Origin of the sequence: Metapseudomonas resinovorans DSM 21078 (assembly GCF_000423545.1) — a bacterium.
Classification (GTDB): Bacteria; Pseudomonadota; Gammaproteobacteria; order Pseudomonadales; family Pseudomonadaceae; genus Metapseudomonas; species Metapseudomonas resinovorans.
In genome coordinates this window covers 162559-182126 of record NZ_AUIE01000008.1, presented here as the reverse complement: position 1 = coordinate 182126, position 19568 = coordinate 162559, and the positions used below count along the sequence as shown (strand labels likewise).

General features: G+C 64.3%; 19 protein-coding genes and 2 pseudogenes. 11 read left to right on the top strand and 10 right to left on the bottom strand.

The window, feature by feature from the left end; genetic code table 11:
- Positions 1-88: 88 nt before the first annotated feature.
- Both G559_RS0109515 and G559_RS0109510 read right to left on the bottom strand, forming a co-directional pair.
- Positions 89-358: pseudogene (locus G559_RS0109515) on the bottom strand (methyl-accepting chemotaxis protein); the annotation flags it as partial.
- 93 nt (positions 359-451) lie between these two features.
- Positions 452-1828, bottom strand: a complete 1377-nt coding sequence (locus G559_RS0109510) for an MFS transporter (RefSeq protein ID WP_028627998.1) — start codon at positions 1826-1828, stop codon at positions 452-454.
- 643 nt (positions 1829-2471) lie between these two features.
- Here G559_RS0109510 and quiC point away from each other — a divergent pair.
- From quiC to G559_RS31100, 3 genes are all read left to right on the top strand, one after another.
- Positions 2472-4382 carry a 3-dehydroshikimate dehydratase QuiC gene (gene quiC, locus G559_RS0109505; RefSeq protein WP_028627997.1) on the top strand — a complete coding sequence of 637 codons (1911 nt, stop codon included), beginning with the start codon at positions 2472-2474 and terminating at the stop codon, positions 4380-4382.
- A gap of 96 nt (positions 4383-4478) precedes the next feature.
- The gene (locus tag G559_RS0109500; protein WP_028627996.1) at positions 4479-5147 is read left to right on the top strand and encodes a TetR family transcriptional regulator; all 669 of its coding nucleotides are present in this window, start codon (positions 4479-4481) and stop codon (positions 5145-5147) included.
- 57 nt (positions 5148-5204) lie between these two features.
- Positions 5205-5327, top strand: a complete 123-nt coding sequence (locus G559_RS31100; RefSeq protein WP_276325057.1) for a hypothetical protein — start codon at positions 5205-5207, stop codon at positions 5325-5327.
- 49 nt (positions 5328-5376) lie between these two features.
- On the opposite strand, the gene G559_RS0109490 is transcribed toward G559_RS31100, so the two are convergent.
- Positions 5377-6234 carry a shikimate dehydrogenase gene (locus G559_RS0109490; RefSeq protein ID WP_028627995.1) on the bottom strand — a complete coding sequence of 286 codons (858 nt, stop codon included), beginning with the start codon at positions 6232-6234 and terminating at the stop codon, positions 5377-5379.
- Between the two features lie 5 nt (positions 6235-6239).
- A complete protein-coding gene (aroQ, locus tag G559_RS0109485) occupies positions 6240-6683 on the bottom strand; it encodes a type II 3-dehydroquinate dehydratase (protein WP_028627994.1) in 444 nt (147 codons plus the stop codon).
- 141 nt (positions 6684-6824) lie between these two features.
- On the opposite strand from aroQ, the pseudogene G559_RS0109480 reads away from it, so the two are divergent.
- Positions 6825-7091, top strand: a pseudogene (locus G559_RS0109480) (aminoglycoside phosphotransferase family protein); the annotation flags it as partial.
- A gap of 227 nt (positions 7092-7318) precedes the next feature.
- Here G559_RS0109480 and G559_RS0109475 read toward each other — a convergent pair.
- Positions 7319-8131, bottom strand: a complete 813-nt coding sequence (locus tag G559_RS0109475) for a class I SAM-dependent methyltransferase (RefSeq protein ID WP_028627992.1) — start codon at positions 8129-8131, stop codon at positions 7319-7321.
- Between the two features lie 8 nt (positions 8132-8139).
- On the bottom strand, positions 8140-8412 hold the full coding sequence (locus G559_RS0109470) for a DUF4242 domain-containing protein (protein WP_028627991.1): 273 nt from the start codon (positions 8410-8412) through the stop codon (positions 8140-8142).
- Positions 8413-8639: 227 nt separating this feature from the next.
- Between G559_RS0109470 and G559_RS0109465 the strand changes: the two genes are divergently transcribed.
- Positions 8640-9611: an AraC family transcriptional regulator gene (locus tag G559_RS0109465; protein ID WP_028627990.1), complete on the top strand. Its 972-nt coding sequence runs from the start codon at positions 8640-8642 to the stop codon at positions 9609-9611.
- Between the two features lie 68 nt (positions 9612-9679).
- Here G559_RS0109465 and G559_RS0109460 read toward each other — a convergent pair whose 3' ends face one another.
- The 3 genes from G559_RS0109460 to G559_RS28770 form a co-directional block, all read right to left on the bottom strand.
- Positions 9680-10108, bottom strand: a complete 429-nt coding sequence (locus G559_RS0109460) for a MarR family winged helix-turn-helix transcriptional regulator (RefSeq protein WP_028627989.1) — start codon at positions 10106-10108, stop codon at positions 9680-9682.
- A gap of 84 nt (positions 10109-10192) precedes the next feature.
- A complete protein-coding gene (locus tag G559_RS0109455) occupies positions 10193-10618 on the bottom strand; it encodes a group II truncated hemoglobin (RefSeq protein WP_171016497.1) in 426 nt (141 codons plus the stop codon).
- Between the two features lie 29 nt (positions 10619-10647).
- On the bottom strand, positions 10648-12591 hold the full coding sequence (locus G559_RS28770; RefSeq protein WP_036997253.1) for an alkaline phosphatase D family protein: 1944 nt from the start codon (positions 12589-12591) through the stop codon (positions 10648-10650).
- Between the two features lie 387 nt (positions 12592-12978).
- Here G559_RS28770 and G559_RS0109445 point away from each other — a divergent pair, with 387 nt between their 5' ends.
- On the top strand, positions 12979-13461 hold the full coding sequence (locus G559_RS0109445; protein ID WP_028627987.1) for a (2Fe-2S)-binding protein: 483 nt from the start codon (positions 12979-12981) through the stop codon (positions 13459-13461).
- Positions 13458-15626, top strand: coding sequence for a xanthine dehydrogenase family protein molybdopterin-binding subunit (locus G559_RS0109440; RefSeq protein ID WP_028627986.1), 2169 nt, complete (start codon positions 13458-13460; stop codon positions 15624-15626). The genes G559_RS0109445 and G559_RS0109440 overlap by 4 nt, the downstream gene beginning before the upstream one ends.
- Positions 15627-15668: 42 nt before the next feature.
- On the opposite strand, the gene G559_RS0109435 is transcribed toward G559_RS0109440, so the two are convergent.
- On the bottom strand, positions 15669-16370 hold the full coding sequence (locus G559_RS0109435; RefSeq protein ID WP_028627985.1) for a FadR/GntR family transcriptional regulator: 702 nt from the start codon (positions 16368-16370) through the stop codon (positions 15669-15671).
- Positions 16371-16655: 285 nt separating this feature from the next.
- Here G559_RS0109435 and G559_RS0109430 point away from each other — a divergent pair, with 285 nt between their 5' ends.
- Genes G559_RS0109430 through G559_RS0109415 form a run of 4 tightly spaced genes read left to right on the top strand, consistent with a single transcriptional unit; the run spans position 16656 to position 19496 of the window.
- A complete protein-coding gene (locus tag G559_RS0109430) occupies positions 16656-17441 on the top strand; it encodes a transporter substrate-binding domain-containing protein (RefSeq protein ID WP_028627984.1) in 786 nt (261 codons plus the stop codon).
- 24 nt (positions 17442-17465) lie between these two features.
- On the top strand, positions 17466-18131 hold the full coding sequence (locus G559_RS0109425; protein ID WP_028627983.1) for an amino acid ABC transporter permease: 666 nt from the start codon (positions 17466-17468) through the stop codon (positions 18129-18131).
- Positions 18128-18778 (top strand): amino acid ABC transporter permease, encoded by a 651-nt coding sequence (locus G559_RS0109420; RefSeq protein ID WP_028627982.1) that lies wholly within the window; start codon positions 18128-18130, stop codon positions 18776-18778. The genes G559_RS0109425 and G559_RS0109420 overlap by 4 nt, the downstream gene beginning before the upstream one ends.
- Positions 18765-19496: an amino acid ABC transporter ATP-binding protein gene (locus tag G559_RS0109415; protein WP_028627981.1), complete on the top strand. Its 732-nt coding sequence runs from the start codon at positions 18765-18767 to the stop codon at positions 19494-19496. The genes G559_RS0109420 and G559_RS0109415 overlap by 14 nt, the downstream gene beginning before the upstream one ends.
- Positions 19497-19568: the final 72 nt, after the last annotated feature.

Here is a 19568-nt window from a genome sequence, read left to right as displayed (position 1 = left end):
TGCAGGTTCCCTCACCCCCAGCCCCTCTCCCAACGGGAGAGGGGAGCAAGTCGAGCTACAGCCTGAATCTCACCACCCGTTCCTGCAGTTCCAGGGCATCGTCCAGCCAGCCTTCCACCAGATGCAGCCGCTCGGCGGTCGGCTTGAGCACTTCGGGCTCGCGGTTCAGGGCCATGCGCAGGCTGAGCACGCGGGTGCTCAGGATGTAGTCGCGGATTTCGCCGAGATAGCGGGTGCTGGGCAGTGACACGTTCTCGGTGTGCTGCCCGGTGGCGCGTACTTCCGCCACCTGGCGCAGGGCGAACAGGCCGAAGCTGACCAGTGCGCGGCGGGGGATGCTGAGGCGAAGGAATGCCATGCTCATCTCCATTGTCATGAGCGTTCGAAACAGGTCCGGTAGAAAGAGAGAAGGCCCCAATTGGGGCCTTCTCTGCTCAGGTGGCGTGCGCGATCAGTGGCTGACGGCGCGCATGCTGTTCTCGCGGGTGGACTCGTATTGCTGCTTGTCCATCGGTTTGGCGTCCGCGTTGCCGAGGTCGTCCATGGCCAGGCGATGGGTTTCCGGCGCCACGTAGGCAGCCAGGGCGCACACGCAGGTGATGAAGAAGGCGATGCAGCCGACCACTACCGGGATGTTGTCCGAGCCGGGCGGGGCGACGGCGGCGAACAGGGCCGGCAGCATGGCGGTCAGCATGGTGCCGATGTTCTGGGCGATGGCCATGGCCGAGACGCGGAAGCGGGTCTGGAACAGCTCAGGGAAGAAGCTCGGGAACACCGCGTTGTAGCCCTGGTAGACCATGCCCCACATCAGGATCGAGGTGCAGAAGGCCAGCGGAACGCTCTGGATGCTGATGGCGTAGAGGTAAACGAAGGCCAGCAGACCGGAGCCCAGGCAGCCGGCGATCATGGTCGGACGGCGGCCGATCTTGTCGGAGAGGTTGCCGACGAAGGGGATGACCAGCACGGCGACGATGTTGCCCACCACCGGAATCCACAGGTACACGCTCTTGTCGAAGCCGATGCCGTAGGCCGGCTGCACGGCGTAGGCTGCGCCGAAGATGGTGGCGACGACCGGGATCACGTTCATCAGGGCCATGAACATCACCAGCACCATGCTCTTCCAGCTGTGGCGGAAGGCTTCGGTAACCGGGGATTTGGCGACTTTGTGCTGGTTCTCTTCGTTGACGAAGGCCGGGGTCTCATGGACTTCACGACGGATGATGAAGCCCGCTACCAGGACGAAGGCGCTCAGCAGGAACGGAATCCGCCAGCCCCACTCATTGAAGGCTTCGCTCGGCATGAAGTAGGCCAGCGGCAGGAACACGGCAGCCGCCATCACCTGGCCAGCCTGTACGCCTTGCAGGGTGAAGCTGGCGTAGTAGCCGCGCCGTCCGAATGGCGCATGTTCGAGGATCATCGAACTGGCACCGGAAATTTCGCCGGCTACAGCGAAGCCCTGGACCAGGCGCAGGAGTACCAGCAGTACCGGGGCAAGCATGCCGATATCGTGGTAGGTCGGCAGCAGGCCGACGGCCATGGTGGAGATACCCATCAGGAACATGCACAGCAGCAGTACGTTCTTGCGGCCGCGGGTGTCACCCCAGTGGCCCAGCACGAAGGCACCCACCGGGCGCGCCAGGTAGCCGACACCGTAGGTCGCCAGCGAGGCGATGATGGCCATTTTCGGGTCGGTGTTCGGGAAGAAGATCTGCGGGAAGATCAGCGCTGCCGCCTGGGCATAGATGAAGAAGTCGTAATACTCGAGGGCGGAGCCTATCCACCCGCTGGCAGTTGCTTTCTTGGCTTGGGAGCTGGAGGGAGTAGCCATCGTTGTCTCCGTTGTTTTTGTTAGGTAGCCGGACGCACATTCCCCGGCGCAAGGCCTGGTTGGAACGCGTGCACGTTTGCGTAACGGTGCTCGTCGGGAGCTTTCCGGTTATCGCTGTCCGAGTGGTGTCAGGGAGTCAGTTCAGAGTGGCGACGTGGCGGTCGCACTCGGTCTGGATGCCGTGGCATGCCGGCTGGAGGAGGGGGCTTCGATCAGGTGGCTGGTAGTGAGCATGAGCGGGTACCTGTTTCTTGAAATTGTTATGTCGTGACGCTTGGTTGTCATCGCAGGACCCTCCGGGTGACTGGGCTGGCAGTGATGCCACCCGACGGGTTGTCTGCAACATGGGGTTCATGTTGCGCAGTGATCGAAAAAGCGTCAATTCGATAACCGGCCTTTTGTTCGCTGATCGAACACAAAACTAACTGGTTCGTACATATTGAATTGCTGGGCAGACTTTACGCGCGAATAATCGATCCAGCTACGAAAACGAAGGGTTTTCGCAATCTGTTGTAGGGGCGAATTCAATCGCCTGGCGGACCGTAGGTCTGCCCTGGGATTCACAGGGGGCCGCGTTGCGACCCTTGGCGAATGAATTCACCCCTACAGGTAGTTGCAGCGCCCACCCACAAGGAGCTGAAGCATGCAGCGTTCCATTGCCACCGTCTCCCTGAGCGGTACCCTGCCGGAAAAACTCGAGGCCATTGCCGCCGCCGGTTTCGACGGTGTCGAGATCTTCGAGAACGACCTCCTGTACTACGCCGGGAGCCCGCGCGAAGTCCGCCAGATGTGCGCCGATCTCGGCATCGCCATCACTCTGTTCCAGCCGTTCCGCGACTTCGAGGGCTGCCGCCGCGACCGCTTGCAGAAGAACCTCGACCGCGCCGAACGCAAGTTCGACCTCATGCAGGAACTGGGCACCGACCTGGTGCTGGTGTGCAGCAACGTTCAGCCCGACTCGCTGCCGGACGAGGAAATCCTCGTTGACGACCTGCGCCTGCTGGCCGAGCGCGCCGGCGCACGCAACCTGCGCATCGGCTACGAGGCGCTTGCCTGGGGCCGCCACGTCAACAGCTGGCAGCAGGTCTGGAACCTGGTGCGCCAGGCCGACCACCCGGCCCTCGGCGTTCTGCTGGACAGCTTCCATACCTTGTCGATCAAGGGCGATCCCAGTGGCATCGCCGAGATTCCCGGCGACAAGATCTTCTTCGTGCAGATGGCCGACGCGCCGCTGCTGGCCATGGATGTACTGGAGTGGAGCCGGCACTTCCGCTGCTTCCCCGGCCAGGGTGAGTTCGACTTGCCGGGCTTCCTCGCGCCCATCATTCGCAGCGGCTACACCGGCCCGCTGTCGCTGGAGATCTTCAACGACGGTTTCCGCGCCGCGCCGCCGCGCGCCAACGCCGCGGATGGCCTGCGCTCCTTGCTCTACCTCGAAGAGAAGACCCGCAAGCTGTTGGCCAAGGACCCGACCCCGCCGGCCAACCTGGACATCCTCTTCGCGCCGCCGCCGGCCAGCCGCTACGACGGCGTGGAATTCCTCGAATTCGCCGTGGACGAGTCCCAGGGCGCCAAGCTCGCCAACTGGCTGGAGCGCCTGGGCTTCGCCCGCGCCGGCAAGCACCGCTCCAAGGCGGTCAGCCTGCTGCGCCAGGGCGACATCAATATCGTGCTCAATGCCGAACCCTATTCCTTTGCCCACGGATACTTCGAGGCCCACGGCCCGTCGTTGTGCGCCACCGCCCTGCGGGTGAAGGACAGTGGCAGCGCGCTGGAGCGAGCCCGCGAGTTCAAGGGACAACCATTCCGTGGCCTGGTAGGGCCGAACGAGCGCGAGATTCCGGCCGTGCGCGCGCCGGACGGCAGCCTGATCTACCTGGTGGAACAGGCCCAGGCCGGACAGACCATCTATGACAGTGACTTCGTCCTCGATGCGGGCGCCAGCCAGACCGGTCAGCTCGACCGCATCGACCACATGGCGCTGGCCCTGCCGGCCGACGGCCTGGACAGCTGGGTGCTGTTCTACAAGAGCGTGCTGGACTTCGAAGCCGACGACGAAGTGGTGCTGCCGGACCCTTACGGCCTGGTGAAGAGCCGCGCCCTGCGCAGCCGCTGCAGCAGCATCCGTCTGCCACTGAACATCTCGGAGAACCGCAACACGGCTATCTCCCATGCGTTGTCCAGCTATGGCGGCTCCGGCGCCCACCACATCGCCTTCTCCTGCGAGGACATCTTCGCCGAGGTGAGCCGTGCCAAGGATGCCGGCGTGCCGCTGCTGGATATCCCACTCAACTACTACGACGACCTGGCGGCGCGCTTCGATTTCGACGACGAGTTCCTCAGCGAACTGGCCTACTACAACGTGCTGTACGACCGCGACGCCCAGGGAGGCGAGCTGTTCCACGTCTACACCGAGCCGTTCGAGGGACGCTTCTTCTTCGAAATCCTGCAGCGCAAGAACGGCTATGCCGGCTACGGCGCGGCCAACGTTGCGGTGCGCCTGGCGGCCATGGCCAAGGCGCGCAGCGGCGCCATCGCCAAGGCCAAGCTGTAGACCGCGCGGGAGCCTGGCGCCTTGCCTGCGCCAGGCTTCCTAACGGCCGCCGCCCAGCCCATAATCCACCCAGTTTCCGCTGGCCGTGAGCCCAAGATGACAACAACTGCCGAACGCCAAGACCTGCCCGTAGAGGCCCCTCGCAAAGGGCGCAAGAACAACCCGGAGAAAACCCGCGAGAACATCCTCCAGGCGGCCATTACCGAGTTTGTCCAGCAGGGCCTGTCCGGCGCCCGGGTCGACGCCATCGCCGAGCGCATGCATACCTCCAAACGCATGATCTACTACTACTTCGGCAGCAAGGAGCAGCTCTACGTCGAAGTGCTGGAAAAGCTCTACGGCGATATTCGCCACACCGAAGGCAAGCTCCACCTGGCTGAACTCGAACCGCGCGAGGCCATTCGCCGGCTGGTGGAATTCACCTTCGACCACCACGACCGCAACGTCGATTTCGTGCGCATCGTCTCCATCGAAAACATCCATTACGGCGAGTACGTCAAGCAGTCCAACGCCATCCGTTCCATGAGCACGACCATCCTCGATGCGATGGGCGAGATCATCGAACGCGGCCAGGCTGAAGGCCTGTTCCGAGCGGGCGTCAATGCGCTGGACCTGCACCTGCTGATCAGCTCCTTCTGCTTCTATCGCGTCTCCAATCGCAATACCTTCGGCCAGATCTTCCAGATCGATCTCACCGACGAGGAGGTCAAGGCCCGGCACAAGGCGATGATCTGCGAGTCGGTGCTGCGTTACCTGCAGGCCTGAGCCATTCGCGCGCCGCGCGACGTCAGCTGACACCATTCACGCGAATCGAAGGCTGAATTGCAGAAGCTGGCCGCCCAGGGCTATGCCGGGGTGAACCAGGATCACGAGGCGGGGATGTACGAGCTGGATTACTACCCATGCGCTTACGCTGCCGAGTCCGGTGCTGGACTGATCGGGTAGTGTGCGCCGTGCGCACCGGACGTCCGGTACGCACGGCGTGCGCTTTCAATCAGCCGTTCATGCTGGCGAAGTGCGCCATCATCCGGTCGGCATCGGCGCTATGGCCGCTGATGAGTTCGAATGCCTTCACGGCTTGGAATACGGCCATGGTGCCGCCATCCAGCGTGCGGCAACCGATGGCGCGGGCATCACGCAGCAGTTCGGTTTCCAGCGGGAAATAAATGATCTCCGCTACCCACAACTCGGGCCGCAGCAGCTCCTGAGGCACCGGTGTGCCCGGCAGCTTGGCCATGCCAATCGGCGTGGTGTTGACCAGGCCATCGGCTTCCGCCATGGCATTGGGCAGGTCAGTACCCAGGGCCGCGCGGCCAGCACCGAAGTGCTGGTTGAGGCTGTCCACCAAGGCCTGGCCACGGGCGGCGTCCACTTCGAACAGGGTCAGGCGTTCGACACCTTCGGCCAGCAGGGCGTGGGCCACGGCGGAACCCGCGCCACCGGCACCCATCTGCACCACCTGGCGGCGCTGTACATCGGGGAGGCCACGGCGGAACCCTTCACCGAAACCGAGGCAGTCGGTGTTATGGCCGACGCGCTTGCCATCCTTCAGCACCACGGTGTTCACCGCACCGATGCCGGTGGCTTCCGGGGAGAGTTCGTCCAGCAGCGGAATAATTGCCTGCTTGCAGGGGAAGGTGATGTTCAGCCCGGTATAGCCCATGCGCTCAGCGGCGCTGAGCAGGTCGGGCAGGGCGCTGCTGTCCAGTTTCAACTGGTCCAGGTCGATCAGGCGGTAGAGATAACGCAGGCCCTGCGCGTCGCCTTCATGCTCATGCAGGGCGGGGGTGCGGGACGCCTGGATGCCAGCGCCGATCAGGCCAGCGAGGACGGAGTGCTTGCTCTGGGACATAGTGTTCAACCCTTGGAAAACAGTTGGCCGAAGTGCTGCAGCGCCAGGCTGTAGCCCTGGCTGCCGAGTCCGCAGATCACGCCGACGGCAATAGCGGAAACGAACGAGTGGTGACGGAACTCCTCGCGCTTGTGCACGTTGGACAGGTGCACTTCGATCACCGGCAGCTCGCTGGCCACCAGGGCGTCGCGGATGGCCACGGAGGTGTGGGTCCAGGCGGCAGGGTTGATGACGATGCCGGCGCAGCGACCGCGTGCCTGGTGGATCCAGTCGATCAGTTCGCCTTCGTGGTTGGTCTGGCGGAAGTCCACCTCGAAACCCAGCCCAGCGGCAGTGCGGCTGCACTGGGCGGCGATGTCGGCGAGGGTTTCATGGCCATAGGTGGCGGGCTCACGGGTGCCGAGCATATTCAGGTTCGGCCCGTTGAGCACGAGGACGGTGCGAGTCATTACGGCAGGTCTCCATTGTTGTTCTCACCCGGCTGAAAAGCGCCAGAGCGTCTGACAATGAAAATGTACTAACCAGTTAATTACGTCAATTTGTCCAAGGGGGTTCTGTGCGGTTATCGGACGGGTTAAGAACCTCTGGTCGCGCGGCAGAAGGGTGGGTTGTTCGCTTGCGGTGCCGCCTGCGCCCGCGAGCTGCTGGGCTCTCAGCGCGAAGTGGTGGTACTGCACGGAGATGTCCATCACGAGAACGTGCTCGATTTCGGCGAGCGTGGTTGGCGGGCTATCGACCCCAAGCGGGTGATTGGCGATCGCGGCTACGACTACGCCAACCTGATCTGCAATCCCGAGCTCCCCACCGTGACCCAGCCGGCGCGCTTCGCTCGCCAGGTTGAAGTGATTGCCGAGGCGACGACGCAGGGCCGGTAAGGCGTAAAGCTCCGAGGCTGTAGGGGCGATCTCAATCGCCAAGCGCGCCTTGGCTGTTGCGAGAGATTTACCAACGGGCCAAGAGTCCTGTAGGAGCTGGCTTGCCAGCGAAACGGGGCCATTCGCTGGCAAGCCAGCTCCTACGGGCAACGCAGCTGCTTGCAACATCTAACGCAGACATCGCCAATGAAATCGCCCCCACAGGCGCCTCATGCTCGAGTGATCACCACCTCCAGGTACTCGCTCGGCACGATCAGCGACTCCGGCCCCGCGCGGTTATAGCGCTCCAGCAGTTCGGTCAGGTCGCGCTCGAGCGCGACTGCGCCATCGGCGGGGAGGGCGGCGAAGGCCTTGTGCACCGGGCCGTACCAGGTTCGGAAGACTTCGATGAAGTGTGCGGCGGACTGGTAGCGGAAGTTGAACAGGCGGCGCGCCACCGAGATTTCCCGTGCACTGTCGTCGAACAGTTCACGCAGGTGGCTTTCAACGCCCCAGCGCGATGGCGGCTGCACATCCGGCGGGGGCGGTAGATGACGACCGAGGGTCTTGAACATCTGGCCGATGAAGCCTTCCGGCGTCCAGCTCGCCAGGCCTATCCGCCCGCCCGGTCGGCAGACGCGTGCCAGTTCGGCGGCAGCCTTGGCCTGGTCGGGGGTGAACATCACCCCGAAGGTCGACATCACCACGTCGAAGCTGGCATCGGCGAAGGGAAGGTTCTCGGCGTCGGCTGTCTGGAAACTCACTTCCAGATGATCCGCCTGGGCACGCTCCCTGCCACGCTCCAGCAGCGCCGGGACGTAGTCGGTTGAGGTTACCCGTGCGCCACGGCGTGCGGCGGCCAGGGTCGCGTTGCCGTTGCCGGCGGCGACGTCCAGTACCGATTCGCCATGGCGAAGGTCGCAGGCTTCGGCCAGCAGCTCGCCGACCAGTTGCAGGGTGGTGCCGATCACGGCGTAGTCGCCGCTGGCCCAGGAGGCCATCTGACGGCTTTTCAGAGCATTGAGATCAGTTGCGGTGGTCATTTCGGGACTCATTCGGCGGTGGTCGGGTCGATGATCGAGCTGATGCGGGAAATGCGATTGGCGGGAAAGCCGCCCTGCTGGGCGTGCTCTCTCACCAGCTCCTCGCTGGCGGCTATGTAGACGCAGTACAGCTTGTCGTCGGTGACGTAGCTCTGGACCCATTGCACCTCTGGACCGAGTTCTCGGAGTACTCGGCAGGACTTCTGTGATATGGCCTTGAGGTCTCGTTCCGTGAGTTTTCCAGCTTCCGGTATCTCTCTTTCGATGAGGAACTTGGGCATGGTGACCTCGTTTTCTTGGCTTCTCGGGTGTTGCATGCACGCCTTTGGTGGATTGGGCAGTAAGTGGCGTGCAGGCGAACTATCCGCCTCTGTAGCGGCGTCGTCCTGCCCGAGCGTCGGCAAGGCCTATCCGATCGTCCGCCTGAGCATGGCCATTTATCCGGCCGGGCTCTGCAAACGCCTGTGGACGCCCAGAATTTGAGGAATGCCGCCGGAGGTGAGGGCTGATGGATGCTCTATCGGAAACCCTGCGCGTCGTCCGCCTGGTCGGCGCCATTTTCATCAACGCCAGGTTCAGTGCGCCCTGGTGCTACCAGTCGCCGCGTGCCGACTCGGTAGCGCCTTTGCTGGAGCCTGGCGCCGAGCGGGTGGTGATCTTCCATCTGATTACCGCGGGTGAATGCTTCGTCGAGCTCGGCCACGCCTCCCCTGTGCACCTGGTGGCGGGTGATGTGGTGCTCTTTCCCCAGGGCCACGCCCATCGCATGACGTCACAGCCCGGACTGCCGCCGGCCACGGGGGGGCGCCTGGACCAGGTGCTGGCTCGCCGGCCGCGACAACTGGCCTATGGCGGGGGTGGCGCGATCACTCGCCTGGTGTGTGGCTACCTGGCGTGCGATGCACGGCTGGCGGATATGCTGCTGGCCGGGCTGCCGCCGCTGGTGCGCGTGAATGTACGGGAATCCAGTGCCGGCCCCTGGCTGGAGGCTTCGGTGCGCTATGCCCTGTCCGAGGCCAAGTCGCCGCGGCCGGGCGGCGAGGGGGTGCTGGCCAAACTGGCCGAGGTGTTGTTCATCGAGGTGCTACGCCTGTACATGAACGAACAGACTGAAGGGCGCACCGGTTGGCTGGTGGGACTGGGCGACCGCATCGTCGGCACGGCGCTCAATGCCCTGCACAGGTGCCCGGCCCAGGCCTGGACCCTGGAAGATCTGGCCCGTACCGCCGGCACGTCGCGTTCGGTCCTGGCAGAGCGCTTCCAGCAGATGGTGGGCAGCTCGCCCATGCAGTACCTGACCCAATGGCGGATGCTGCTGGCCGCCAACCTGCTGCGCCGTAGCAACGCCCCCTTGGCGCGCATCGCCGAAGATGTCGGCTACCAGACCGACACGGCCTTCAGTCGTGCGTTCCGCCGCGAGTTCGGGGCGCCACCCGCGGCCTGGCGGCGCAATCAGCTACGTCGCCAGCCTGCGGGTTAACTCACTCAGTAATTGCGTGGGTGTCCGGCTTGGCGAACGCTTGCGATGACTTGGGGTAGCGCTGGGAATCAACGGGAGGACAGGTTCTCGCGCATCTTGCGCAGCGCACTGGCGAGTGCATCGGCTTCAGCCCCGGAGAGATTGCGCAGTGCCTCGGCATGCGTGGCGGCGGCGACCTCGCGGATTTCCAGCAGGGCCTGCTCGGCCTTTTCCCTCAGGTAGAGGCGGTAGGCGCGGCGGTCCTCGGGATCGGGCCGGCGCTCCACGAGTCCGACCTGTTCCAACTGGTCGAGCAGCCGGGCGAGGGTGATGGGTTTGACCTCCAACTGGTCGGCCAGCTCCACCTGGCGGCAGCCCTCGTTGCGCGAAATATGGGCCAGGGCGCGGGCCTGGCTGAGTGTCAGCGTGCTGCCGGTGAGGCGCCGCTCGAAGGACCTGCGCATCAGCCGGGAGACATCGGCGAGGAGAAAGCCGAAGTTCTCGTCACGAGGGGGCATTGGAAGGTCTCCATATGATAAGCGGTGCTGACTATAGGGGCGTGCTCGTGAGGCCGTCAAAAGCCCGAGAACGACGTCGTTGGATTACGTACCCGAATGCCGTGCGCGGCTAGCCTGCACTGCCCGATGGGCTGGCACTCGCAACTGCGCCAGCAGGTAGTCGGCGAACGCCGGTGAGAAGGGCTGCAGGGCGATGGCGCGTTCCATGCAGCCCAGCCAGGCAGCGCTGAGGGATTCGTCGATTGGCCATTGGGCGTGAAAGGACGGAATGGAGATGGAACCGTACTTCTCGCTGAACAGCTTTGGCCCGCCCAGCCAGCCGCTGAGGAAGCAGGCCAGCTTGTCGCGGGACAGTTCCAGGCTTTCCGGGTGCAGGCGGCGCAGGTCGGCGGCTTCGGGCAGCTCGTCCATCAGGCGGTAGAAGTCGTCGACCAGCCGGCGCAGGCCGTCGATGCCACCGGCGGCCTGGTAGGAGGCGTCACCGGTGCCGAAGGGGGGAGTCGTATTCATGGAAGGGCCGTCAGAAGAGCGAGGAGGCATCATACTCGCCGGGCCACGGGATGTTCATCCGCCTCGTCGGCGCGCTCTTCGAGGAATTCGGTGGGCTCGGTGCCGTTGGCGTTGAGCTGGAAGATGCGCGTCGGCCGGCCCTCCAGATCGAAGAACACCTGGCCAAGGCCGGCGGAATTCCACAGCCGTTCACCGGCCTTGCTGTGCTCCGGCGTGCGCGGCATCACCTTCATCGGGCGGCGCTTGGTGAACCAGTTCAGCGGCGAGCGCGGCGAGTAGAGCCAGCGGTTGAGGCGGTCGAACACATCCAGCAGGCGGCGCGGGAATTCGTTCTTGATGCCGCTGCTGGTGATCTGCCAGATCTTCGGGCCTTGCTGGCGATGGCGGATCAGCACTTCGTAGACGAAGGAATAGTGCACGTCGCCGGAGAGAATCACGTAGGAGCCCGGCGTGCGCGAGTGGCGGAAGATGTTGAGGATCACCTGGGCCGCGCCGCGGTGGGCCATCCAGTTCTCCGCGTCCACCAGCAGCGGGTGGCCCAGCCAGCTGAACACCCGCTGTACCGTCTCGATCAGCTTGACCCCGAATACCGGGGCCGGTGACACGATGATGGCCGAAGGGTGGTCCAGCAGGTCCTGCTGCAGCTCGCTCAATGCTTCCCAGTCCAGCAGGCCAGAGGGGCGCTTGAGATTGATTTCGCTGCGCCAGCGGCGGGTGCGGGTGTCCAGCACCACCAGCGCCGGCGTAGTAGGCAGCACGTATTGCCAGCGGTTGAAGGTGATCAGGCGGTCGATCAGTCCGTCCAGGATCGTGCTATTCAGGGTGTTGTCATCAGCAGCCGTGGCGGCCAGCGACTCGGTCCGGTCCAGCAGTTCGGCGAAGGCGGCCGGATCGTTGCCCCAGCCCTGGCAGAGCATGTAGGCCAGCAGCGCATTGCCGATGATGCGTTTGGAGAACGGATGGCCGTAGGCGGTCTGCTCCCACTGGGCCGAAAGGTTCCAGTCGTCGGTGATGTCATGGTCGTCGAAGATCATCAGCGTCGGCAGGTGGGCGAACACACGCGCGGCACCGGGAAGCCCCGCTCGGAAACCCTCCAGGCGCGACTCTTCCAGGCGGTAGCGCTCGGCCTTCTTGGGCGCCAGGACGGGAATCTGCGATTCGATCAGCGTCCAGGGCACGGGCGACCAGACCAACAAGTACATGGCCAGTACTTCGGCCAGGGTCACCAGATGGTTCTCGGCGTTGCTGCTGGTGAAGATGGGTTTGCGTGCGCCGCCAAAGAAACGCTCGCGCAGCGTTTCGTTGCTTTCCAGCGCGGGCAGCAGGTCGGCCCGGTGGTAGTAGCCGGCAGGGTGCGCATACAGCGCCCTGCTGTCGCTCACCACGGCGCCGTCCAGGCGTTCATCGAACAGCCCGAGTCGTGCAATCAACTGATGGATGGCCCGCAGCATGGGACCGGCGACGTCGTCGGTGTAAACCTGGTCGCCGCTCAGCATCAGCAGGGCGGGTCGCTGTTCAGGTGCGGGCCCGGCTGCCAGTAGGCGATCGGCGCATAGCAGGCCGTCATCCGCCGGATAGTGCGGCTTGCGGCAGGAGCCATGAAGCAGCTGGTCGATGCGCGAGCGTAGGACGAAACTCGGCTGGCTCGCCTCGCCGTAAATCAGATGAGGCGCCCACTCGGCAATACCGGCGCCGTCGATCAACAGGTCGTAGTCGATCTGCTGGTCCAGGGGCAGCGAGGTCTCCAGCCGCAGGTCGATCAAGTGCAAGTAGGCGTGCCGCCCGAAGGGGATCACCCGGCAGCAGTCCGCGCCCAGCGGGTACTCGTCGCCCCCTTCCAGGGAGAGGCGCAGCGTTGGCGCCAGCCTGCGCGAGCCGACCAGCCAGAACACCAGGCGGCGGGCTTCGATCCGGCGCAGCATGGGGCCGGCGAGAACGGGAGGGAGGTGTTCCTGGGAGAGGGCAGCGGACATTGGAACATCGGGCCTGTGCGAGCGAGCGCTACAGGATACCGCGAGTGGCATCGGGGCTCCGAAAAGGCTTGAAAAAAACTCACCCGAGTAGTGCGTTTAAATCGTTTGGCAGTTTCCGCTTGCGCTTCTAGCATGCTTCGGATACCCCGCGCTGGCGCCTCGGAGCCGCCAGCCACCCAGTCCTGATGGAACGGCCTACCTACGGAGGCACCCCATGCTTCAGGTTCTGCTTGTCGACTACCCAGGCACGCCACCCGAAGCCCACTCAGGCGCTCCTTGATCAATCCCTTCCCCTGCCTTTGCTTCCGGGGCCGCCGTATCGCCCTGGCGAACCGTGCAATGCCCGTGCAGACGGGCTCCTGATGAAAAAAACCAACAGGAGGCGATATGGCCCTCACCTTGAAAATCAATGGCGCCGAGCACAGCGTCGACGTCGATCCTGATACGCCGTTGCTGTGGGTGCTACGTGACGTGCTGGGCATGACCGGCACCAAGTTCGGCTGTGGCATGGCCCTGTGCGGCGCCTGCACCGTGCACATGAATGGCGCGGCGGTGCGATCCTGCCTGATGCCGGTGAGCAGTATGGTGGGTGCGGAAATCACCACCATCGAGGGTATCGGCGACACCGAAGTAGGCAAGCGTGTCCAGGACGCCTGGCTGGCCCAGGAGGTGGTGCAGTGCGGCTACTGCCAATCGGGGCAGATCATGTCTGCCGCTGCGTTGCTGGCCAGCAACCCCAATCCCGGCGATGCGGAAATCGACGGCGCCATGTCCGGCAATATCTGCCGTTGTGGCACTTACCTGCGCATCCGCGAGGCCATCAAGGTGGCGGCTGGGCCGCAACCGGCCAAAGGGGAGGGCGCAGCATGAACGACGTCAGCGCAATCACCGACCTCGGCCTCAGCCGTCGGGGCTTTCTCAAGGCCAGCGCCGCGGTGGGTAGCGGCCTGCTGATCAGCTTCACCGTGCCGGGCCTGATGGGCGATGCACGGGCCGCAGAGGGTGAGTTCAGTCCGAACGCCTACATCCGCATCGATCGCAGCGGCAAGGTGTTCTTCATCATCCAGCCCGTGGAAATGGGCCAGGCCACGTACACCTCGATGCCCGCGTTGATCGCCGAAGAGCTGGAAGTAGCCCTCGACCAGGTGGTGATCGAGCACGCTCCGGCGGACGACAAGCGCTACGCCAACCCCATGTTGGGCTTCCAGGTCACCGGTGGTTCGACATCGGTACCGGCGAACTGGGTCCCCTTGCGCCAGGCTGGCGCCACTGCACGCACCCTGCTGGTGATGGCGGCAGCGCAGCAGTGGTCGGTGCCGGTCGAGAGCTGCAAGGCTGAGAACGGCGTCGTGGTGCACGCGGAAAGCGGGCGCAAGCTGGGCTATGGCGAACTGGTGGACGCCGCCGCGAAGCTGCCGATGCCGGGCGAGGTTGCCCTGAAGGAGCCGGCCCAGTTCAAGCTGATTGGCACGCCGGCCAAGCGCACCGATGGCCCCGACAAGGTCCGGGGCAAGGCCATGTACGGCATCGACGCCCGTCCCGAGGGTGTGAAGGTCGCAGCGCTGACCATCTGCCCGGTCTTGGGCGGCACCTTGGCCGAGGTGGACGAAGCGCCGGCCATGGCGGTCAAGGGCGTACGCAAGGTGGTGCGGACGAACAACGCGGTGGCGGTGATTGCCGATCACACCGGCGCGGCACGCAAAGGCTTGGCAGCGTTGCAGATCAAGTGGAACGAGGGTGAAAACGCCAAGCTTTCCAGTGCCGACCTGCTGAAGAACATCGCGGAGGCGTCCAAGGCAGAGGGGGTGCAGGCCCGTGCCGAGGGCAATGTGCAGGAGGCCATGAGCAAGGCGGCGAAGAAGGTCGAGGTGACCTACCAGGTGCCGTTCCTCGCCCACGCCTGCATGGAGCCGGTCAACTGCACGGCCCATGTGCGCAAGGACGGTTGCGACCTCTGGCTTGGCATCCAGGTGCCAACCAGGGCCAAGACCCTGGCGGCACAGCTCACCGGTTTGCCCGAAGAGGCGGTGCAGGTGCATAACCAGCTGCTGGGCGGAGGTTTCGGTCGGCGCCTGGAAACCGACTTCGTCGGCCATGCGGTGGAGATCGCCAAGCAGGTGGATTACCCGGTGAAGGTCATCTACTCCCGGGAAGAAGACACCCGCCACAGTACCTTGCGGCCTTTCCACTACAACCACCTGTCGGCCGGCCTGGACGAGCAGGGGCGGCCCATCGCCTGGACCCACAAAGTCACCGGCGGGTCCATCATCGCGCGCTGGGCGCCGGACCGATTCAAAAACGGGGTCGATGGCGATGCCGTGCGCGATGCCTGCGGGCCTTACGGCTTTCCCAACCTCGCCGTGCATTACGTGCGCCATGATCCGCCGAAGGGCATCACCCCCGCCTTCTGGCGGGGCGTGGGGCACACCCAGAACGCCTTCATGGTGGAGGGTTTCATGGATGAGCTGGCGGTGATGAACAAGGCCGACCCCTTCACCTACCGTGCTCCGTTGCTGGAGAAACACCCGAGGGCGCTGAAGGTGCTGGAAACCCTGCGCGAGAAATCCGGCTGGGATTCACCCCTGCCAGCCGGGCATGGCCGTGGCGTTGCGCTGACCTACTGCTTCGGCACCTATGCCGCCCAGGTGGCGGAAGTGAGCGTGGATGCCAGCGGCACGGTGAAGGTGAACAAGGTGATCGGCGTGGTGGATTGCGGCATTCCCATCAACCCGGACTCGGTGGTGGCGCAGATGCAGAGCGGCACCGTCTTCGGGTTGACGGCTGCGCTGTTCGGCAACATCACCTTCAAGGACGGCAGGGTCGAGCAGGGCAACTTCGACAGTTACCGACTGCTGCGTATCAACGAGGTCCCACCCATAGAGACTCACATCATCAACAGCGGCGAGTCCCCCGGTGGCCTGGGCGAAGTGTCCACCGTGATCATCGCCCCGGCGGTGGTGAATGCCATTTACGCCGCGACCGGCAAGCGCCTGCGCAGCCTGCCGATCGACCCGGCGCAGTTGAAGCAGGCCTGAGGCGGAGGGCTCACCGATGCCTCTGGATCGGTGAGCCCGACGTCAAACCGGGAAGAGAATGCCCGTGCGCGACGCTGCGTTGCGGATGTGTTCCTGCATCGCTTTCTGTGCCGGACCGCAGGCGTGGCGGGCGAGGTGGCGGAGGATCTTGCGGTGCTCCTGCCAGGTTTCCATGGCCCGCTCGGGGCGGATGAAGGGAAGCTTCTGGCTCTCCAGGAAAATGTCCTGGCTGGCGGTGATGATCTGCAGCATGGCGCGGTTGCCGCTGGCTTCCAGCAAACGCCTGTGAAACTCGAAGTCGAGGCGTGCGGCCGCCTCGAAGTCGGCGGCACGGAGTTCCTGGCGCATGGCCGCTACATTGGCCTCCAACTGGTCGATGTCTTCGGCGGTCAGGGAAATGGCGGCCTGGCCGGCTGAGAAGCCTTCCAGCGCATAGCGCAGCTGGAAGGTATCCGCGGCCGAAACCTGCTCGGCATAAGGCCAGGAGAAACCCTGGGGCGCGGTGCGCACGGTCGGTGATGGCGTCTGGACGAACACGCCCTTGCCAGGCTGCACGCTGATCAGGCCCAGGGCGCTGAGTGAGGACAGCGCTTCGCGCAGGGACGCACGGCTGACGCCAAGCTGCTCGGCCAGGTCGCGTTGCGAGGGCAGGGCGTCGCCCGCTTGATAACCCCCATCGCGAATCAGTTTCTGGATGGCCTGCAGGGCAATTTCGGGGACTGCGCGAGGGATGGTGTCGAGCATGCTGTTCAGACCAGTTGGTTCGTCGAATGGACATCTTTTAAGGCCGGAAAGGTGCACTTTGCAAGCGTTGCACCGGCCTGGCGCACGGCTGGAAGCCGCTGCACAAAAGGGGAACACGGGGTCGATTGACCAAGTGGTCAGCAACTTCAACTGTTCAGACCAGTAAGACCTTGTGCTTGCTGGCTTTAACGATTCAGCCCGGTTTCCCGACCGCGTGCTGGCATGGGCTGTGCACTGGGGCCTGACAGGAAAATCGTCCTGCCATCTACCCCGAGGTAAGCCCCCATGCGTAAATTCCGGAACCTTCTGCTGGCGACTCTTCTTTGCGGCGGCACGCTGGCCCAGCCCATCGCCCAGGCGGATGCGCTGAGTGATATCAGCGAGCGCGGCGTACTGAAGGTGGCGGTGCCCCAGGACTTCCCGCCCTTCGGTTCCGTCGGGCCTGACCTCAAGCCACGCGGCCTGGATATCGACACCGCGCAACTGCTGGCCGACAAGCTGGGAGTGAAGCTGGCGCTGACGCCCGTCAACAGCACCAACCGCATTCCGTTCCTCACCACCGGCAAGGTGGACCTGGTGATCTCCAGCCTGGGCAAGAACGCCGAGCGCGAAGCGGTGATCGATTTCTCCACGCCTTACGCGCCTTTCTACCTGGCGGTGTTCGGTCCCGAGGACGTCGCCATCACCGCGCTCGAAGCACTCTCGGGCAAGACCATCAGCGTTACCCGGGGCTCGATCGAGGATATGGAGTTGAGCGCCGTGGCACCCAAGGACGCCACCATCAAGCGCTTCGAGGACAACAACTCCACGATTGCCGCCTACCTGGCCGGGCAGGTTGATCTGATCGCCAGCGGCAGTGTGGTGATGGCGGCCATCGCCGCGAAGAACCCGGCCAAGGTGCCGGCGTTGAAGGTCAAGCTGAAGGACTCTCCGGTTTACATCGGCCTGGCCAAGAACGAGCCGGCGCTGCTGCAGAAGGTCAACGCGATCATCACTGAGGCCAAGGCCGATGGCAGCCTCAACCGCAACGCCGAGAAGTGGCTGAAGCAGCCGCTGCCTGCCGACCTCTGAGCCACTGCTGCCGGAGGTCCATCCATGGCGTATCAATTCGATTTCCTGCCGGTGCTGCAGCAGGGTGACCTGCTGCTCAAGGGCGCGATCTTCACCCTGGAGCTGACCGTCATCGGGACATTGCTCGGTGTCGCCATCGGTGTGGTCGGCGCCGCGGTGCGGGCCTGGCGCCTGCGACCGTTCGACTGGGTGTTCGGTGCCTATGTGGAGCTGATCCGCAACACGCCTTTCATCGTGCAGTTGTTCTTCATCTTCTTCGGCCTGCCTTCGCTGGGCATTCGTCTCAGCGAATGGCAGGCGGCCGTGCTGGCGATGGTGATCAACCTCGGCGCCTATTCGACGGAGATCATTCGCGCCGGCATCCAGGCGATCCCCAAGGGGCAGCTGGAGGCCGCGGCGGCCCTGGCCATGAGCCGGTTCGAGGCGTTTCGCTACGTGGTCATCCAGCCCGCGCTGGGCAAGGTCTGGCCAGCGCTGTCGAGTCAGATCGTGATCGTGATGCTGGGTTCGGCGGTGTGCTCGCAGATCGCCACGGAGGAACTGTCCTTCGCCGCCAACTTCATCCAGTCGCGCAACTTCCGCGCGTTCGAAACCTACCTGCTGACCACGGCCCTGTACCTGGTCATGGCCATCCTGTTGCGCCAGGTACTGGCCTGGGCCGGCAACCGCCTGATCATGGGGAGGCGCTGATGGACTTCACCCTTTGGGACATCGTCCGCAACCTGGTCACCGGGCTGCAGTGGACCCTGCTGCTGTCGCTGGTGGCCTTCGTCTGCGGCGGTATCGCTGGCCTGCTGGTGCTGCTGGCGCGCATTTCCGGGAACTTCACGCTGCGCACCCTGGCGCGTGGCTACATCGAGTTGTTCCAGGGCACGCCGCTGCTGATGCAGCTGTTCATGGTGTTCTTCGGAATTGCCTTGTTCGGCATCGACGTTTCCGCCTGGGCGGCGGCCGCGGTGGCACTGACGCTGTTCACCAGCGCCTTCCTCGCCGAAATCTGGCGTGGTTGCGTCGAGTCCATTCCGCGCGGTCAGTGGGAGGCGTCCGCAAGCCTGGCCATGAGCCGGCTGGAGCAATTGCGCCATGTGGTGCTGCCCCAGGCGCTGCGCATTGCCATCGCACCGACCGTGGGTTTCTCGGTTCAGGTGGTGAAAGGCACGGCGGTGACCTCCGTCATCGGCTTCACCGAACTGACCAAGACCGGCGGCATGCTCGCCAATGCCACCTTCGAACCCTTCCTGATCTACGGCCTGGTCTCCCTGGGTTATTTCATCCTTTGCTATCCGCTCTCGCTGAGCGCACGTCACCTGGAGAGGAGGCTGCATGTCCCTGCTTAGAGTTTCCGCACTGCACAAGTACTACGGCGACAACCATGTGCTGAAGGGTATCGACCTCAGCATTGAAGAGGGCGAGGTGGTCGCCATCATTGGCCGCAGCGGTTCCGGCAAGAGCACGCTGCTGCGCACGCTCAATGGCCTGGAATCCATCAACGACGGTGTGATCGAGGTGGACGGCGAATACCTGGACGCCGGCAGGGCGGACCTGCGCTCGCTGCGCCAGAAGGTCGGCATGGTGTTCCAGCAGTTCAATCTCTTTCCCCACCTGACGGTGGGCGAGAACGTGATGCTCGCGCCCCAGGTGGTGAAGAAACTCGGCAAGGCGGAGGCGCGGGCCCTCGCCGAAGAGATGCTGGCCCGGGTCGGCCTGGCGGAAAAGGTCGACGCCTACCCGGATCGTCTGTCTGGTGGGCAGCAGCAGCGGGTGGCGATTGCGCGTGCGCTGGCGATGTCGCCCAAGGTGCTGCTTTGCGACGAGATCACCTCAGCCCTGGACCCGGAACTGGTCAACGAAGTGCTCGGCGTGGTCCGTCAACTGGCCAGCGAAGGCATGACCCTGATCATGGTGACCCACGAGATGCGCTTCGCCCGTGAAGTCGGCGACAAGCTGGTGTTCATGCACCACGGCAAAGTGCACGAGGTGGGTGATCCGCGAACCCTGTTCAGCGCCCCGCAGACGCCGGAGCTGGCCAACTTCATCGGCATGGTGGAGCAGTAGCATCCCCCCCATCCGTCCTGCCGGCTGCAGGGTTACACGCGCCAGGCCCCTGTCCTGGCGCAGTAATTCGTT

Bases quoted from the DNA above. Each gene is read 5' to 3' on its own strand.
- G559_RS0109465 (WP_028627990.1), top strand. From the start codon at position 8,640: ATGGATGCTCTATCGGAAACCCTGCGCGTCGTCCGCCTGGTCGGCGCC.
- G559_RS0109500 (WP_028627996.1), top strand. From the start codon at position 4,479: ATGACAACAACTGCCGAACGCCAAGACCTGCCCGTAGAGGCCCCTCGC.
- G559_RS28770 (WP_036997253.1), bottom strand. From the start codon at position 12,591: ATGTCCGCTGCCCTCTCCCAGGAACACCTCCCTCCCGTTCTCGCCGGC.
- G559_RS0109435 (WP_028627985.1), bottom strand. From the start codon at position 16,370: ATGCTCGACACCATCCCTCGCGCAGTCCCCGAAATTGCCCTGCAGGCC.
- aroQ (WP_028627994.1), bottom strand. From the start codon at position 6,683: ATGACTCGCACCGTCCTCGTGCTCAACGGGCCGAACCTGAATATGCTC.
- G559_RS0109445 (WP_028627987.1), top strand. From the start codon at position 12,979: ATGGCCCTCACCTTGAAAATCAATGGCGCCGAGCACAGCGTCGACGTC.
- G559_RS0109510 (WP_028627998.1), bottom strand. From the start codon at position 1,828: ATGGCTACTCCCTCCAGCTCCCAAGCCAAGAAAGCAACTGCCAGCGGG.
- quiC (WP_028627997.1), top strand. From the start codon at position 2,472: ATGCAGCGTTCCATTGCCACCGTCTCCCTGAGCGGTACCCTGCCGGAA.
- G559_RS0109460 (WP_028627989.1), bottom strand. From the start codon at position 10,108: ATGCCCCCTCGTGACGAGAACTTCGGCTTTCTCCTCGCCGATGTCTCC.
- G559_RS0109425 (WP_028627983.1), top strand. From the start codon at position 17,466: ATGGCGTATCAATTCGATTTCCTGCCGGTGCTGCAGCAGGGTGACCTG.
- G559_RS0109470 (WP_028627991.1), bottom strand. From the start codon at position 8,412: ATGCCCAAGTTCCTCATCGAAAGAGAGATACCGGAAGCTGGAAAACTC.
- G559_RS0109440 (WP_028627986.1), top strand. From the start codon at position 13,458: ATGAACGACGTCAGCGCAATCACCGACCTCGGCCTCAGCCGTCGGGGC.
- G559_RS0109415 (WP_028627981.1), top strand. From the start codon at position 18,765: ATGTCCCTGCTTAGAGTTTCCGCACTGCACAAGTACTACGGCGACAAC.
- G559_RS0109490 (WP_028627995.1), bottom strand. From the start codon at position 6,234: ATGTCCCAGAGCAAGCACTCCGTCCTCGCTGGCCTGATCGGCGCTGGC.
- G559_RS0109455 (WP_171016497.1), bottom strand. From the start codon at position 10,618: ATGAATACGACTCCCCCCTTCGGCACCGGTGACGCCTCCTACCAGGCC.
- G559_RS0109475 (WP_028627992.1), bottom strand. From the start codon at position 8,131: ATGACCACCGCAACTGATCTCAATGCTCTGAAAAGCCGTCAGATGGCC.
- G559_RS0109430 (WP_028627984.1), top strand. From the start codon at position 16,656: ATGCGTAAATTCCGGAACCTTCTGCTGGCGACTCTTCTTTGCGGCGGC.